14 protein-coding genes are annotated in these 16,103 nt (G+C 66.3%); 13 read left to right on the forward strand and 1 reads right to left on the reverse strand.

All coding sequences use genetic code 11. The features are described 5' to 3' along the window. Nucleotides 1-681: electron transfer flavoprotein subunit alpha (locus GF405_07035; protein ID MBD3367908.1), on the forward strand; the 681-nt coding region annotated here is incomplete at its 5' end. Nucleotides 682-714: 33 nt separating this feature from the next. On the opposite strand, the gene GF405_07040 is transcribed toward GF405_07035, so the two are convergent. Next, a complete protein-coding gene (locus GF405_07040; protein ID MBD3367909.1) occupies nucleotides 715-2,130 on the reverse strand; it encodes a hypothetical protein in 1,416 nt (471 codons plus the stop codon). Here GF405_07040 and uvrA point away from each other — a divergent pair. The 12 genes from uvrA to GF405_07100 form a co-directional block, all read left to right on the forward strand. Next, entirely contained in the window at nucleotides 2,064-4,982 is a 2,919-nt protein-coding gene (gene uvrA / locus GF405_07045) for an excinuclease ABC subunit UvrA (protein ID MBD3367910.1), read from the forward strand. The two genes, GF405_07040 and uvrA, sit on opposite strands and share 67 nt — an antisense overlap. Nucleotides 4,983-5,046: 64 nt before the next feature. Then, nucleotides 5,047-6,207: a glycine cleavage system aminomethyltransferase GcvT gene (gcvT, locus tag GF405_07050; protein MBD3367911.1), complete on the forward strand. Its 1,161-nt coding sequence runs from the start codon at nucleotides 5,047-5,049 to the stop codon at nucleotides 6,205-6,207. 63 nt (nucleotides 6,208-6,270) lie between these two features. Beyond that, a complete protein-coding gene (gcvH, locus tag GF405_07055) occupies nucleotides 6,271-6,642 on the forward strand; it encodes a glycine cleavage system protein GcvH (protein MBD3367912.1) in 372 nt (123 codons plus the stop codon). Between the two features lie 2 nt (nucleotides 6,643-6,644). Beyond that, a complete protein-coding gene (locus GF405_07060; GenBank protein MBD3367913.1) occupies nucleotides 6,645-8,000 on the forward strand; it encodes an aminomethyl-transferring glycine dehydrogenase subunit GcvPA in 1,356 nt (451 codons plus the stop codon). Continuing rightward, the gene (locus tag GF405_07065; protein ID MBD3367914.1) at nucleotides 7,997-9,493 is read left to right on the forward strand and encodes an aminotransferase class V-fold PLP-dependent enzyme; all 1,497 of its coding nucleotides are present in this window, start codon (nucleotides 7,997-7,999) and stop codon (nucleotides 9,491-9,493) included. The genes GF405_07060 and GF405_07065 overlap by 4 nt, the downstream gene beginning before the upstream one ends. A gap of 3 nt (nucleotides 9,494-9,496) precedes the next feature. Then, entirely contained in the window at nucleotides 9,497-9,970 is a 474-nt protein-coding gene (locus GF405_07070) for a hypothetical protein (protein ID MBD3367915.1), read from the forward strand. Then, nucleotides 9,915-10,295, forward strand: coding sequence for a hypothetical protein (locus tag GF405_07075; protein ID MBD3367916.1), 381 nt, complete (start codon nucleotides 9,915-9,917; stop codon nucleotides 10,293-10,295). The genes GF405_07070 and GF405_07075 overlap by 56 nt, the downstream gene beginning before the upstream one ends. Next, entirely contained in the window at nucleotides 10,288-12,087 is a 1,800-nt protein-coding gene (locus tag GF405_07080) for a methylaspartate mutase (protein MBD3367917.1), read from the forward strand. Before GF405_07075 ends, GF405_07080 begins: the two co-directional genes overlap by 8 nt. Before the next feature lie 70 nt (nucleotides 12,088-12,157). After that, nucleotides 12,158-13,285, forward strand: coding sequence for a hypothetical protein (locus tag GF405_07085; protein ID MBD3367918.1), 1,128 nt, complete (start codon nucleotides 12,158-12,160; stop codon nucleotides 13,283-13,285). Nucleotides 13,286-13,442: 157 nt separating this feature from the next. Next, nucleotides 13,443-14,693, forward strand: a complete 1,251-nt coding sequence (locus GF405_07090) for a hypothetical protein (protein ID MBD3367919.1) — start codon at nucleotides 13,443-13,445, stop codon at nucleotides 14,691-14,693. A gap of 12 nt (nucleotides 14,694-14,705) precedes the next feature. Continuing rightward, nucleotides 14,706-15,335 carry a hypothetical protein gene (locus tag GF405_07095; GenBank protein MBD3367920.1) on the forward strand — a complete coding sequence of 210 codons (630 nt, stop codon included), beginning with the start codon at nucleotides 14,706-14,708 and terminating at the stop codon, nucleotides 15,333-15,335. Between the two features lie 42 nt (nucleotides 15,336-15,377). After that, nucleotides 15,378-16,103, forward strand: a 726-nt coding sequence (locus GF405_07100; GenBank protein ID MBD3367921.1) for a hypothetical protein, incomplete at its 3' end; no start/stop codon positions are given.

Raw genomic sequence — 16,103 nt, forward strand, 5'->3', positions numbered from 1 at the left:
CTGATCCCGCGCGTCGCCATCCGTGTGCGCGCCGGGCTGACAGCAGACTGCACGGGACTCGCCATAGACGACTCCGAGCGCCTGCTGCTCCAGACCCGACCGGCGTTCGGCGGCAACATCATGGCGACGATCATCTGCCCCGATCACAGGCCGCAGATGGCGACTGTCCGGCACAAGGTGATGACGGCGCTCGAGCCCGACCCCTCGCGTCAGGGAAAGGTCGTCAAGGAGGAGATCGACCCCTCGCTCCTCGAGACGGACGTGCGCTACCTGGAGTTCGTCGAGGACGTCACGCAGGCGGTCAACATCGCGGACGCCGACATCATCGTGTCCGGCGGTCGGGGGATGGGCGGACCGGAGCAGTTCAAGATGCTCGAGGAGCTGGCCGACGTGCTCGGCGGAGCTCTCGGGGCATCGCGCGCTGCGGTCGACGCCGGGTGGATACCCTATTCGCACCAGGTGGGGCAGACCGGCAAGACGGTCCAGCCGAAGCTCTACATCGCCTGCGGCATCTCAGGCGCCGTTCAGCATCTGGCCGGGATGCAGTCGTCACAGACGATCGTCGCGATCAACAAGGACCCCGACGCGCCGATCTTCAAGGTCGCGACCTACGGCATCGTCGGCGATCTCTTCGAGGTCGTTCCGGCCCTCACCGCCGAGTTCAGGAAGCGACTCGACTGACGGGTCGCCGCCTCCCGTCAGCCCCGTTCCTTTCTACTGAAGCTCCTCCCTGAGGCTCTTGAGCCGCTCCGCCGCTGCGGAACGCGCCGCCGCGAGCTCGTCGGGCTCCTCGACGGTGCCGACGTCCGGCGGGGGCGCCGGGCCGAAGACGGGCGGGTGCTCGGTCCTGAGACCGGCCGGCAGAACCTCGATCGCCACGCGCCCCTCGATGTCGTCCGGTATCTCGACGCCGAGGATCGCGAGCACGGTGGGGGCCAGGTCGCGCGCGGAGACGGTGACAGGCTCAGGCAGCGGCGAGATCCTCGGGCCCCTGACGATGAAGACACCGGGCGGCCCGTCCGAGTGCGCTCCTGAGATCCTCGGAGTCTCGAGCGACGGTCTGAAGCCGTAGGCGGAGCACAGGATGAAAACGGTCTCCTCGTCGGTCAACCGGATGAACCTCGTGACCGCGCGGTCGATGAACTCGTAATACCCCGGCAGGACCTCACCGAATCTCAGCGCCTCGTCCGGGAGCTCCGAGAAGAAATCGGGCGCCGCCGGCGCCAGGAACCTGTGGGAGACGGCGTCGAGACCGCCGATGTGAACGAGTGCCAGGTCCGGTTCCTCGGTCGCCAGCAGTCTGGCGCCGATGTCGAGCATCGTGACGTCCGCGAGATGCGACCAGCGAGCCGCCGCGAGGTGGTCCTCCCAGCCTTGTGTGTCGGCTTCGTCGAGGTTGATGATCCGCCTGAAGCCCTCCCCGGCGTGCTCCTCCGCGTCGGACGCGATCGCTCTGACCATGTCCTCGAACGCGGCTCCGGAGGCGTGTCCCGCGCCGTCCGGCATGACGGCGGGCGCCAGCTCGTTGACGTGCTCGTCGGCGCGCGGGGCGAAGCCGGCCACGAGAGGCCAATCGCGCTCGGCGGCGGGCCACGACGCGGGCCAGCCGACCGAGAGCGCCTTCCCGCCCGATGCGGAAACGAGCTCGGCCACGCGCGGCACGACGCCGTAGCGGCGCTCGGCCCGTCCCGGCACGTCGGTCGAGACGCCCGGCGTGCCAGCCGCCATCGCCGGCCACGAGACCTCCGGGAGCGCCGGGATCTCCGGGCGGAGCTCGCCGGTCACACCCGAACTCATGAGCCTCGCGATCGCCGGCAGACGGCCCTCCTCTGCGTAGCGCGCGAGCAGGAACCAGTCGAGCCCGTCCACGGCCAGGACGACGACGCGAAGCCCCGTCCCGGATCGACGGCTCGTTGGAGCCTCGTCCCTCAGAAGTCCCGCCGCGAGAAACGCGGCCGCGGCGACCAGGACGACGATGAGCACCACCCGTTTGACTGTCATGTCGGTTTTTCCTCCGCGATTGCGGCTTGTTGGTCGACAGAACCGAGTGTAGACTAGATAGCATGCCCAGAAACAGCAGGTCAAGCGCCGCGAACGGGCGAGAGCGCTCGGGCACGCGGCGAACCGCATCCTCCCGGTCCTCGGGCGGCGGCGAGCTCGTCGTCAGGGGAGCCAGGGAGCACAACCTCAAGGCGATCGATCTGACCCTGCCGAGAAACCGTCTCATCGTCGTGACGGGGCTCTCGGGTTCCGGGAAGTCGTCGCTCGCCTTCGATACGATCTACGCCGAGGGGCAGCGGCGGTACGTCGAGTCGCTGTCGGCCTACGCGCGCCAGTTCCTCTCGCAGATGCAGAAGCCGAAGGTCGACCTCATCGAGGGGCTCTCGCCCGCCATCTCGATCGAGCAGCGCTCCGCGTCCCGGAACCCGCGCTCGACCGTCGGCACGGCGACCGAGATCTACGACTACCTGAGGCTCCTCTACGCGCGCGTCGGGTCCCCGCACTGTCATCTCTGCGGCCGCGAGATCACGCAGTTGACGGTCGACCAGATGGCGGACCGGATCTTCGAGTTCCCGGAGAAGACCAGGGTCCAGATCGTCGCCCCGGTCGTGCGCGGCAAGAAGGGCCAGCATCGCGACACCCTTGCGAGGATCGAGCGGGCCGGCTTCGTGAGGATCCGCGTCGACGGCGAGACGAAGGAGATCGCCGACGTCGGCCGCCTGAAGAAGAGCAGGAAGCACTCGATCGACGTCGTGGTCGACCGGCTCGTTCTCAAGAGCTCCGCAAGGAAGCGGCTCGTCGACTCCCTCGAGACCGCGCTCGAACTCGCCGACGGGACGGTGGTCATCATCGCGGGCGGCGATGAGATCGTGCTGTCGGCGAGCGCCAGCTGTCCTCACTGCGGAGTCGGTCTCGGTGAGCTGGCGCCGCGCATGTTCTCGTTCAACAGCCCCTACGGAGCCTGTCCGAAGTGCGACGGTCTCGGGACGATGATGCGCGTCGACCCGGAGCTCGTCGTGCCCGACACGACGAAGACGCTCCGCGAGGGGGCCGTGACGTGCTGGCCCGATCTGGCTACCGGCTGGGCCCGGCACAAGCTGGACGCGCTCGGCGAGTACTACGGCTTCGATCTCATGACCCCGTTCGAGGAGCTGGATCCTCACGTGCAGGAGGTGCTCCTCAAGGGTTCGGGCGATGAGAAGATCGAGTACAAGATACAGTTTGAGAAGGGCCGGTGGGAGTACGAGGGGAAGTTCGAGGGCGCCGTCCACAATCTCGAGCGCCGCTACCGGGAGACCAAGTCGGAGAACGTCCGCCGCTGGATCGAGGGTTTCATGGCGGTCGATGAGTGTCCCGACTGCGGCGGTGCCCGTCTCCGGCCGGAGGCCAGGGCCGTGACCGTCGGAGGCCGCGCGATCCAAGAGGTCGCTGCTCAGTCCGTCAAGGAGGCGGTCTCGTTCTTCGACTCGCTCAAGCTGACCGGCACGCGCAGGAAGATAGCGGCCGAGATCCTCAAGGAGATTCGCGAGCGTCTGGGGTTCCTGTCCGATGTGGGCCTCGACTACCTGACGCTCGATCGCTCGTCGGGGACGCTCTCCGGCGGCGAGGCGCAGCGGATCCGTCTCGCGACCCAGATCGGCACCCGCCTGGTCGGCGTGCTCTACATTCTGGACGAGCCGTCGATCGGTCTGCATCAGCACGACAACGCCAAGCTCCTCCGAACACTGACGTCTCTGAGAGACATCGGCAACACGGTCATCGTCGTCGAGCACGACGAGGAGACGATCAGAAGCGCCGACTGGGTCGTCGACCTGGGGCCGGGCGCCGGCCGGCACGGCGGCCGCGTCGTCGCCAGCTGTCCGCCGAAGAAGCTGCCGTCGGTCGGGGACTCGCTGACCGGGCGCTATCTGTCGGGAGAGCTCTCGATCCCCGTGCCCGACGAGCGCCGCCCGATCGACGGAGACCGGCTCCGGATCGTCGGCGCCCGCGAGAACAACCTGAAGAACATCGAGGTCGAGATCCCGCTGGGCGCGTTCAACTGCGTGACGGGCGTTTCGGGGTCGGGCAAGAGCACGCTCGTGTCCGACATCCTGCACAAGGCGCTCGCGGAGTGGTTCCACAGGTCACGGAAGATCCCGGGGAAGTTCGACCGCATCGAGGGCATCGAGCACATCGACAAGGTGGTCAACATCTCGCAGGCGCCGATCGGCCGGACGCCGAGGTCGAACGCCGTGACCTACACGGGGACCTTCGTACACATCAGGCAGCTCTTCGCGAAGGTGCCCGAGGCCCGGACACGGGGCTACAAGCCCGGTCGCTTCAGCTTCAACGTCAAGGGCGGCCGCTGCGAGGCGTGCCAGGGCGGCGGCCAGGTCAAGATCGAGATGCACTTCCTGCCCGACGTCTTCGTCACCTGCGAGGCCTGCGGCGGGCGACGTTTCAACCGCGAGACGCTGGATGTCCTCTACAAGGGGAAGAGCATCGCGGACGTTCTCGAGATGACCGTCGACGAGGCGCTGGAGTTCTTCGAGAACATCCCGCCGATCGTCAGGAAGCTCCAGACGCTTCACGACGTCGGCCTGGGGTACATCCATCTGGGACAGCCGGCCACGACGCTCTCGGGCGGCGAGGCGCAGCGCATCAAACTGGCCTCCGAACTCTCGCGCAGAAGCACCGGACGGACGCTCTACATCCTCGATGAGCCGACGACGGGTCTTCACTTTCACGACGTCAAGATGCTGCTCGACGTCCTCGGGAGACTCGTCGACCGGGGCAACACGGTGCTGGTCATCGAGCACAATCTCGACGTCGTCAAGACGGCCGACAACATCATCGACCTCGGTCCGGAGGGCGGCGATGAGGGTGGCGAGGTCGTCGCCACCGGGACCCCGGAGGAGGTCGCGCGATCGAGCGGCTCATACACCGGTCGGGTGCTCCGTCCGGTGCTCGACGACTCCCGGGTGAGGGGCGAATCGGCTTGACCTGCGGCTTCAGGCTCCACTAGTATGACGGGATGTATCTTGAGCGCCCCGGGTGCGCCGCTCGATGCTTCGGCGCGCGCCGGGGCCGTCGGCCCGTCACGGGGGTAGAGGAGACGTGGGAGAAAAGACGAAGACGGCTCGGAGGACCCCTCTCCACGAGGCGCACGTCGAGCTGGATGCCCGCCTGGTGGAGTTCGCCGGCTTCCTGATGCCGATGACCTACGACGGGATCGTCGCGGAGCACAGACGGGTCAGAGAGTCCGTCGGGCTCTTCGACGTTTCCCACATGGGCGAGATCCACATCAGGGGGGACGGCGCCCTGGACTTCGTGGAACGCATCACCACGAACCGCGCGTCGGCCCTCGATGTCGGAGGCGTTCAGTACTCCGCGATGTGCTACCAGGACGGCGGGTTCATCGACGACCTGCTCGTCTACCGGCTGTCCGACTCCTACATGCTGGTCGTCAACGCCGCGAACCACGCGAAGGACCTCGAGTGGATCCGGTCGCACGCCGCCGGCGACGTGGAGATCGACGACGCGTCCGACAGGACCGCCCTCATCGCAGTTCAGGGGCCGAACGCCGGGCCGGTCGCCGACCGCGTCGCGGAGGACGACCTCGGAGAGGTCGGCTACTACCGTTCGACCGAGACGAACGTGCTCGGTTCCGGCGCCGTCGTCTCGCGCACGGGCTACACGGGTGAGGACGGGTTCGAGATCTACTGCGGAACGGACCGGGCGCCCGAGGTCTGGAGCGCCCTCATGGAGGCCGGTCACGAGTACGGCGTGGGCCCGGCGGGACTCGGAGCACGCGACACGTTGCGGCTTGAGATGGGCTACGCTCTGTACGGGAACGACATCGACGAGACACGAACGCCCGTCGAGGCGAATCTCATGTGGATCACGCGGCTGAAGAAGGGCGACTTCATCGGACGCGACGCGATCGCGGCCCGCAGGGAGCGCGGTCCGGTCGCGCGCCTCGTCGGATTCGAGGCCGAGGGACGAAGGATCCCCCGTCACGGCCACGGGATCATCGTGGGCGGCGAGACCGTCGGCGAGGTGACGAGCGGGACCTTCTCGCCCAGCCTCGAGCGGGCCATAGGAATGGGCTACGTGCCCGACGGAACGAACGGCGGGATCGAGATCGACGTCAGGGGAACGGCCGTTCCGGCGACGATCGTCCCCCTGCCGTTCTACAGAGACGGAACGGTACGCAGCAAGCGATGAACCGCCCGACAGCTCGAGGGCGGCCGGCGCTGGAATCCAACGCGCGAACATGTGGGGAGGATCATGGCGAAGCTCCTGTTCACGAAGAGTCACGAGTGGGTCCGTGTCGAGGACGACGTCGCCACCATCGGCGTCTCGGACTACGCGCAGAGCGAGCTGGGCGACATCGTCTTCGTCGAGCTTCCCGACACCGGGAAGAGCGTCTCGTCAGGCGACGTGCTGACGAGCATCGAGTCGGTCAAGAGTGTGAGCGAGCTCTATACTCCGGTCTCGGGCGAGATCATTGAGGTGAACACGGCGCTCGACGATGATCCGGGGAAGATCAACGAGGATCCGACGGGCGACGGCTGGGTGCTCCGCATCAAGCTGTCGGACCCCTCTGAGCTGGACGGCCTCATGGGGCCCGAGGACTACGAGGCGCACACGAAGGGCTAGCGTTGCCGTATCTGCCGCACACCGATGCCGACCGAGCCGAGATGCTGCGCGAGATAGGCGTCTCGTCGTTCGAGGACCTTCTGGAGAGCATCCCGACGGACCTGAGGATGACCGGGGAGCTGGATATTCCAGGGCCGTTCTCCGAGGAGGAGATCGGCAGGCATCTCGGGAAGCTGGCCGCCGGGAACCGCGGCGCGAACTGTCTCCTGTCGTTCGCCGGCGGCGGCATCTACGATCACCACGTGCCGGCCGTCGTGAGGACGATCACGTCGATGCCCCAGTTCTACACGGCCTACACGCCCTATCAGGCGGAGGTCAGTCAGGGCACGCTGCAGTCGATCTACGAGTTCCAGACGATGATCGCGCGCCTGACGGGACTCGACGTGGCCAATGCCTCGCTCTACGACGGTGCCTCCGCGACCGCGGAGGCCGCGCTCATGGGGCTCGACGTCACGCGCGGCGCCCGGGTTCTGGTTCCGGCGACCGTCTCGCCGCACGTGAAACGGGTTCTGAGGACCTACCTCGCGTCGAGCGCCGCGGACCTCAGGGAGGTCCCCACGCGCGACGGCCGCATCGATGTCGCGGCGCTCTCGGGTGAGATCAGCGAGAACGACGTCGTGATCGTGCAGCATCCGAACGCGCTCGGTCTTCTGGAGTCCGTCAACGACGTCGGTGAACTCGCTGAACGGGCCGGCGCACTCCTCGTCGCTTCGGTCGATCCGCTATCCCTCGCCGTCCTTCGGCCGCCGGCCGACTACGGTGCGGCGATCGCGGTCGGGGAGGGGCAGTGCCTCGGCTCAGCTCCATCGTACGGGGGGCCGCTTCTCGGCTTCCTGGCCGCCGAGCGCAGGCACATTCGGAGGATGCCGGGACGCATCATCGGGGCGACGGTCGACCACGACGGGCGGCGCGGCTACGTGATGACGCTCCAGACCCGGGAACAGCACATCCGCCGGGCCAGGGCGACGTCGAACATCTGCACGAACCAGGGCCTCGTCGCCCTCGCGGCGGCCGTGTACATGTCGCTCCTTGGCAGGAACGGATTCCGCGAGACGGCCGTGCACGTGATGTCGAAGGCACACTACGCGGCCGATGCGATCACGCAGCACACGGGACTCTCGCTGGCGTTCCCCGGGCCCTTCTTCCGCGAGTTCGTCGTCGAGATGCCGCGGCCCGCTTCGGTCATCCGTTCCGAGCTGTCGCGCGACGGGATCTGCCCGGGCGTCGACTGTGGGACGTACGACCCGGCGCTCGAGCGCTGCCTGCTCGTCTCGGTGACGGAGCGTCACACGCGCGAGGACGTTGACACCCTCGCCTCGGCCCTCGGGGCCGCCGCGGCCGAAGGAGGCAGCGCGTGAGCGAGGAGCGGAAGCGCCAGGCGACGTCCGTCGTCGAACCGACCATCTTCGAACTCGGTGTCCCGGGTCATCCCGGGCACGCGCTGCCGGCGCTCGATGTGCCGCGGCTCGAGCCGGAGGACGTTCTCCCTGACGGGTTTGTCCGGCCGGCGCCGCCCGCGCTTCCCGAGGTCTCCGAGCCCGAGGTCGTCAGGCACTTCACCAGGCTGGCCGAGCTCAATCACCACGTCGACAGGGCGATCTACCCGTTGGGTTCGTGCACGATGAAGTACAATCCCAAGATCAACGAGGAGATGGCGTCGCTCCCGGGCTTCACCGGACTCCATCCCGGATTCGACGACGCCGACTGTCAGGGCGCGATCGCGCTGATGGTCGAGCTCGCGCGGCACCTGAGCGAGATCTCCGGCCTGGCCGCCGTCTCGCTGCAGCCGCCGGCCGGCGCCTCCGGCGAGCTCGCCGGCATGCTCATGGCCAAGGCCTGGCACACGGACCAGGGAAACCCGCGGAGCAAGGTCGTCGTCCCGGACTCGGCGCACGGGACGAACCCGGCGAGCCTGACACTGGCCGGGTACGAGGCCGTCGAGACGTCTTCCGGAGACGACGGACGCATCGACGTCGACGCCTTCAGGAAGGTGGTCGACGACGAGACGGCCGCCGTGATGATCACGAACCCCAGCACGCTGGGGATATTCGAGACACGCATCGCCGACATCATCGAGATCGCGCACGAACGGGGCGCCCTTGTCTATCTCGACGGCGCGAACCTGAACGCCTGCATGGGGCTGGTCCGACCGGGCGACGTCGGCTTCGACATCATGCACTTCAACCTGCACAAGACGTTCTCCGCGCCGCACGGCGGCGGCGGACCGGGCTCCGGACCGGTCGGCGTGCGGTCGGGGCTCGAACCGTACCTCCCGTCGCCCCTGCCGTCCTACGACCCGGGACGTCCCGAGGGGCGCCGCTACTTCATGGACCGGGACCGGCCGCGGTCGATAGGGGCCGTGCACGGGTACCACGGGAACTTCCTCGTCATGGTGAAGGCGTACGCCTACATCCTGGCGAACGGCGGCGTCGGGCTCAGGAAGGTGTCGGAGGACGCGGTCCTGAACGCGAACTACCTCAAGGCGAAGCTCGAGGGTCTCTACGACGCGTCGCACGAAGGACACTGTCAGCACGAGTTCGTGCTCTCGGCCGAGCGGCAGAAGGAGCAGGGAGCACGGGCGCTCGACATAGCGAAGAGGCTGCTGGACCACGGCATCCACGCGCCGACGGTCTACTTCCCGCTCATCGTGCCCGAGGCTCTGATGATCGAGCCCACGGAGTCCGAGAGCCGCCGGTCACTCGACGCGTTCGTCGAGGCGATGATCTCGATCGCAGGGGAGATCGAGGAGGATCCTGAAGCGCTCGCGGGGGCGCCCGAGAGAACGCCCGTGGGGCGGCTCGACGAGTCCAGAGCGGCGCGTGAACTCGATGTGGTATGGGAGGACGAGTAGGGCGTGGCGGAGCTTCGCTGGACGGCATGGCCCGCGGGCAGGAGCCCCGTCCGCGCGATCATCGCGGTCGCCTTTCTGGGGCTTCTGGGCTGGACGATCCAGAGTCTGTTCCGGACACCGTACTTCACGATCGTCGCGCTTCTGCTGGTCTGGGGACAGGTGGCCGGGTTCTTCCTCCCGACCAGGTACTTGCTCGACGACGAGGGCGTTCGGGTCAAGGGGGTCCTGGCGACGACCGAGAAGAGCTGGAGCGAGTTCAGGAGCTACTACGTCGACCGCACCGGACTCCTGCTCTCTCCGTTCCTCGAACGCTCGCGGCTCGAGCGCTTCAGAGGGACGTCGCTTCAGTTCCACGGAAACCGCGACGAGGTAGTGACGTTCGTCGAACGGGCGATGACGAGAACGGAGGAGACGGACGAACGTGTGGAAGATGCAGAGCCCGACGAAGACGGAGGAACAGGAACTCACGGAACGTGAGATCATGGACCGATTCGCGTCCCGGATCGTCGAGTGGAGAATGACGGCGCCCGCCATCTTCTTCCTCGAGGCGGCGAAGCCCCTGTCGTTCCTGGGTAATCAGGCTCTGATCTTCTTCGAACCGATCGTCCAGTCGCTGTTCAACTTCAAGAGCTACGATGATGTGGCGAGGATTCTCGAGGACCGGAAGAACCTCGAGTACATGCTGACCAAACTCGAAGAGCTCGAGGCGGAGAGACTTCGCAAGGCGCGCGAGGAGCGACGACGTCGGAGAGAAGAGAAGCGCGCCGCGAAGCAGAATGCTGAGGAAGGTGCTGATGAGTGACAATGGGAAGATCAGGGCGATCGTCGCCACTGACTGCGGCAGTACGACCACGAAGGCAATTCTAATCAAGCTCGTCGACGGGGAGTATCGCCTGATCGTGCGAGGCGAGGCTCCCACGACCGTCGAGGCGCCGTTCGAGGACGTCACGAGAGGCGTCCTGAACGCCGTCCGCGAGGTTGAGGAGCTCTCGGACCACGAGGTCCTGGCGGGCGAGGACGTCATCCACCCCAACGAGGGAGACAAGGGCGTCGACCTCTACCTCTCGACGTCGAGCGCAGGCGGCGGCCTTCAGATGATGGTCGCCGGTGTCGTCTCCAGCATGACCGCCGAGAGCGCCGAGCGCGCTGCTCTCGGCGCCGGCTCGATCGTGATGGACGTGCTGGCGTCGAACGACGGCCGTCTGCCGCACGAGCAGATCGAGCGCATCCGGCACTTGAGGCCCGACATGATCCTCCTGTCCGGAGGCATCGACGGCGGCACGATCACGCACGTCGTCGAGCTTGCGCAGGTCATCGCCGCGGCCGATCCCAAACCGAGACTCGGAACCGGCTATCAGCTTCCGGTCATCTATGCGGGGAACATCGACGCACGGGAAGAGGTGGGGAGGCTTCTCGGCGAGAAGACCGCGCTCTACCAGGTGGAGAACCTCCGTCCGGTCCTCGAGAAGGAGAACCTCGGGCCGGCCAGAGACAAGATCCACGACCTCTTCATGGAGCACGTCATGGCCCAGGCGCCGGGCTACAACAAGCTCATGGGGTGGACTGACGCTCCCATCATGCCGACGCCGGGAGCGGTCGGCTCCATCATCGAGACGATCGCGAAGCAGCAGGACATCGAGGTCGTCGGCGTCGACATCGGCGGGGCGACGACGGACGTCTTCTCCGTCTTCAAGGACACGTTCAACAGAACGGTGAGCGCGAACCTCGGCATGAGCTACTCGGTCTCGAACGTGCTGGCCGAGGCCGGCATCGAGAACGTGATGCGCTGGGTTCCGTTCGGTCTGCCGGAGCTCGAGGTCAGGAACCGGATCAAGAACAAGATGATCCGACCGACGACTGTCCCGCAGGCCCTCGAGGACCTCAAGCTCGAGCAGGCGATCGCCCGCGAGGCGCTCCGACTCGCTTTCGAACAGCACAAGTCGTTCGCGGTCGGTCTGAAGGGTGTGCAGCAGGAGCGCACGATCTCCGACGCGTTCACTCAGTCCTCGTCGGGAGCGACGCTGGTCAACCTGATGGATCTCGACCTTCTCGTCGGCTCCGGTGGCGTGCTCTCACACGCTCCGCGCCGTCAGCAGGCGGCGCTGATGCTGACCGACGCCTTCCTGCCGGAGGGCGTGACCAGACTGGCTGTCGATTCGATCTTCATGATGCCTCAGCTCGGCGTGCTGGCCGAGGTGCACGAGAAGGCGGCGACCGAGGTCTTCGAGAAGGACTGTCTCATTCACCTCGGTACGATCGTGGCTCCGGTCGGCACCGCGCAGGAGGGGAAGCCGTGCCTGACCGTCGAGGGGACGCTTCCCGACGGAACCTCGCTCAACGAGGAGATACCGTTCGGCGAGATGCGCGTCTACCCGATGACGGTCGACGACGAGATCCGCATCAAGATGACCCCGGCCAGGAGCTTCGACGTCGGAGCGGGACCCGGCAAGCCGCACGAGGCGACCGTATCGGGCGGCGTTGTCGGGCTGATGATCGATACGAGAGGAAGACCGTTCAACCTCCCGACCGACGAGTCGAAACGCGTGGAGAAGCTCGACCGGTGGGCGCAGGCGTTCGACGCCTATCCCGAGTAGCCGACCCGTTCGATGCGGCTTGAGGATTCGCGAACGTCTGTGTCACGTCAACAACAGGAGCAGGTGAACAATGGCTCACGCATACACACCAGGTCTCAGGGTTTCTGAACTGACGGTTCTCAGGAAGGAACGGCGGCTCCCCATCAAGGGCGAGGTGCTTGTCAAGATGGGTGACGAGGTGACATCCGACAGCGTCGTCGCGCAGACCCATCTTCCCGGCAACGTGCAGCTCATCAACGTCGCGAGCAAGCTGGGCATTCCGCCGGAGGACCTGCCCTCCGTGATGAAGAAGGGCGAGGGCGACACGATGGAGAAGGGCGAGCCGCTCGCGACGACGAAGGGTCTCTTCGGCCTCTTCAAGTCGAACGTTCCATCGCCCTGCGAAGGTTCGGTGGAGAGCATCTCGACCGTGACGGGGCAGGTCATCCTGCGCGAACCTCCCACCCCCATCCAGATCGACGCATATGTCGACGGCAGGGTCGTCGAGGTGTTCGAGGAGGAGGGCGTCGCAGTCGAGGTGACCGGAACGTTCATCCAGGGCATCTTCGGCGTCGGGGGGGAGAAGACCGGCATCCTGACGATTCGAACCGAGGACCCCTCGAAGCCGCTCACGCCGGATGACATACGCGAGGACGACTCCGGCAGGATCATCGTCGGCGGCTCCCACGTGACCTGGGACGGTCTTCAGAAGGCGATGGAGGTCGGCGCACACGGTGTCGTGGTCGGCGGTTTCGACGACCCGGATCTCAAGAAGCTCCTGGGCAAGGACCTCGGCGTCGCGATCACGGGGCATGAGGACGTCACCACGACGCTGGTTCTTACCGAGGGTTTCGGGGAGATCGCGATGGCAAAGGGGACCTACGAACTCCTCAAGAAGCGGGATGGCAGGAAGGCGTCGATCAACGGCGCCACCCAAATCCGTGCCGGCGTCATCAGGCCGGAGATCGTCATCCCCATCGAGGAAGCGGAGAAGTCCGACTCGATCGCCGTCGCCGACCAGGGAACGGGTCTTGACATCGGAAGCGCTATCCGCGCGATCCGCGCTCCCTACTTCGGCAGGCTCGGTCAGGTGACCGAGCTTCCGAACGAGCTCCAGAAGATGGAGTCGGAGTCGATGGTCCGTGTGCTCAAGGTGAAGTTCGCGGACGGCGAGGAGGCTCTCCTCCCGCGCGCCAACGTCGAGATGATCGAGCGCTAGTCGAACGCCGCCGCGGGCGGGGCGACCGGAGCGGAGTGCGGGGCACGCGTTCTCAGAGTCTTGACACGCCGCTCACGGTTTGCTAGCCTGCGTCCATCTGATTTTCGGCGACGGGGGAGACCCCGACGGAATTCCGGGACCGTGAAAGGAGCTCCGGATGCTCGCTGACATGAGGGCCTCCACCACCGGGCGACGTGGAGCAGGGTTCGCCGCGCTCGTGACGCTTCTGACAGCGGCGGCCCTTTTCTTGTCGTCTCCGGCCGCGCTCGCGCAGGACGGCGATCAGGTTGCGACCCCGCCCGACTCGCTCCCGCCGCTCACCGCGCCGACGATCATCGAGGCGTTCGACACCCCGAACGACCGCGGCAACTCGATCAACATCAACTGGGAACCCTCGCCGACGCTCGAGGCCGACAAGCTCGAGTACTATCGCGTCGAGCGTGCGCCCAGCCCGGACGGGGATTTCGTCCTGGCCGGACGCTCGGGACCCCTTCAGACCAGCTACAGAGACAGCGAAGCGCCGAACCTGGAGCCCGTCTACTACCGCGTCGTGGCCGTCGGGCAGGACGGACGCGAGGGCGTGTCGGAGTCGTACGGTCCGGTGGAAGCGTACACCCACTGGTTCAACACGGACCGGATCAACGTCATGATCGCGGTCATCTTCTTCGTCATTGCCATCGTCTACTTCGTCAACGCGGCGAAGACGGGGAAGGACCTCTTCATACGGCGTCTCGCCGGTCTCGACGAGATGGACAACGCGGTCGGTCGAGCCACCGAGATGGGAAAGCCGATTCTCTACATCTCGGGTCTCTCGACGATCTCCGACGTCGCGACGATCGCCGCCATCAACATCCTCGGCGAGGTCGCCCAGAAGACTGCAGAGTACAACACCAAGCTGATCGTCCCGTGCGCCGACCCGATCGTCATGGCCGTCGAGCAGGAGGTCGTGAGGGAGGCGTACGCGAAGGCCGGTCGGCCCGATGCGTACAACGAGGACGACGTCTTCTACCTGACGCGAAGCCAGTTCGCCTACGTCGCCGGTGTCAACGGCATCATGGTGCGGCAGAGACCGGCGACGATCCTCTACATGGGCATGTTCTTCGCGGAGTCGCTGCTCCTGGCTGAGACCGGCGCCTCGGTGGGCTCGATCCAGATCGCCGGTACGGACGCAGTGACCCAGCTTCCGTTCTTCATCACGTCGTGCGACTACACTCTGATCGGCGAGGAGCTCTATGCGGCGAGCGCGTATCTGTCGCGCGAGCCCGTGCTGCTGGGCGGCCTCAAGGGTCAGGACGCGGTGAAGTTCGTGGCGGGCGTCTTTCTCATCATCGGAGTCATCTCTGCCACGCTCGTGGCGGCCGGGGTCATCGACGCCGACTTCGCCGCCTCGTGGTTCGTGACCGGCTAGGAGGGAGGATCCATGCGTCGTCAGTTGCCACTGGCTCTCTGCTTCATCGCCGGCACGTTCATGGCGGTGCAGTACTTCATCCCGCACCCCGTTGTCCAGGATTCCTACGAGCGACTGCTGAGCTGGCTTCAGACGCTTCTGGCGTTCGCGTTCCTCCTCGGGACGGTCAGCCTCATTCGGATGCACTACCACAAGATCAAGAACAGGGCGGAGGACAGGGGATTCAGCTGGGTGACGCTGATAGGCCTGGCGGCCATGATCGGGCTCGGTTTCTTCCATCCCGAGCATAACGCCCCCGGCGGGTGGTTCGACCTCGTCTTCCAGAACGTCCAGGTGCCGGTCGAGGCGACGATGTTCTCGCTTCTGGCCTTCTACATCGCCTCTGCCGCCTTCAGGGCCTTCCGCGCGAGAACGCTCGAGGCGACGCTGCTCCTGGTCGCGGCCTGCATCGTGATGCTCGGCCGCGTTCCGCTCGGCGACCTGATCTATGAGGGCATTCCGTCGGCGACCCAGTGGATTCTCAACGTGCCGAACGTGGCGGCGAAGCGCGGCATCATGATTGGCGTCGGTCTCGGCATGATGGCGACCGCACTCAAGATCGTGCTGGGCATCGAGCGCGCGTGGATGGGCGGTAGAGACTAGCTTCTCGAGCCCGACGCGCCGGACTGCGCCCGGAGGTTATGGATGAACAAATACGAACGCATGATGCACTTCGACCGGCGATGGATCTTCCTCGTGATCGCCATCGCGGTCGTCATCCCGTTTTTCGCGCCGCTCGGTCTTCCCATCGTGGTCACGCCCCCGGTGCAGACGCTCCACGACGCCGTCGAGGCGGTCCCGCCCAACGACCAGCCGATCCTGCTCTCACTGGACTACGCGCCGGCCACGGTGCCCGAGCTGGAGCCGATGGCGCTGGCCATCCTGAGGCACTCCCTTCAGAGGGACGTGAACGTCGTGGTCATGACGCTCCACCCTGCCGGTTACGGCCTGGCGGAGCGCGCCGTCACCCAGGTCGCAGAGGAAACGGGCTCGACCTACGGAGAGGACTACTGCTTCCTCGGGTTCCAGCCGGGCATCTCGGCGGTCATCCTCGGTCTCGGGGTCAACATCAGGAACGTCTTCCCTGAGGACGCCTACGGGACGCCGCTCAACCAGGTCCCGATGATGGACGGCATCAGGAATTACGACGACATCCCGCTTGCTGTGACCATGGCCGGCTCCGGCATCGCGGAGGCGTGGATCTACTACGCCAACCAGCCGTACGGCCAGGACGTGGCCGCCGGCGTGACGGCGGTCATCGCCACCGACTACTATCCCTACCTGAGTTCCGGACAGCTGACGGGTCTGCTCGGAGGGATGCGGGGAGCCGCCGAGTACGAGGAGACCATCCAGCAGCACGACAAGGGCGTC

The organism is Candidatus Effluviviaceae Genus V sp. (genome assembly GCA_014728125.1).
Taxonomy (GTDB): Bacteria; Joyebacterota; Joyebacteria; order Joyebacterales; family Joyebacteraceae; genus WJMD01.

Coding starts and splice junctions, on each gene's coding strand:
- uvrA (MBD3367910.1), top strand. CDS start 2,064: ATGCCCAGAAACAGCAGGTCAAGCGCCGCGAACGGGCGAGAGCGCTCG.
- GF405_07040 (MBD3367909.1), bottom strand. CDS start 2,130: ATGCGGTTCGCCGCGTGCCCGAGCGCTCTCGCCCGTTCGCGGCGCTTG.
- gcvT (MBD3367911.1), top strand. CDS start 5,047: ATGCTTCGGCGCGCGCCGGGGCCGTCGGCCCGTCACGGGGGTAGAGGA.
- gcvH (MBD3367912.1), top strand. CDS start 6,271: ATGGCGAAGCTCCTGTTCACGAAGAGTCACGAGTGGGTCCGTGTCGAG.
- GF405_07080 (MBD3367917.1), top strand. CDS start 10,288: ATGAGTGACAATGGGAAGATCAGGGCGATCGTCGCCACTGACTGCGGC.
- GF405_07085 (MBD3367918.1), top strand. CDS start 12,158: ATGGCTCACGCATACACACCAGGTCTCAGGGTTTCTGAACTGACGGTT.
- GF405_07090 (MBD3367919.1), top strand. CDS start 13,443: ATGCTCGCTGACATGAGGGCCTCCACCACCGGGCGACGTGGAGCAGGG.
- GF405_07095 (MBD3367920.1), top strand. CDS start 14,706: ATGCGTCGTCAGTTGCCACTGGCTCTCTGCTTCATCGCCGGCACGTTC.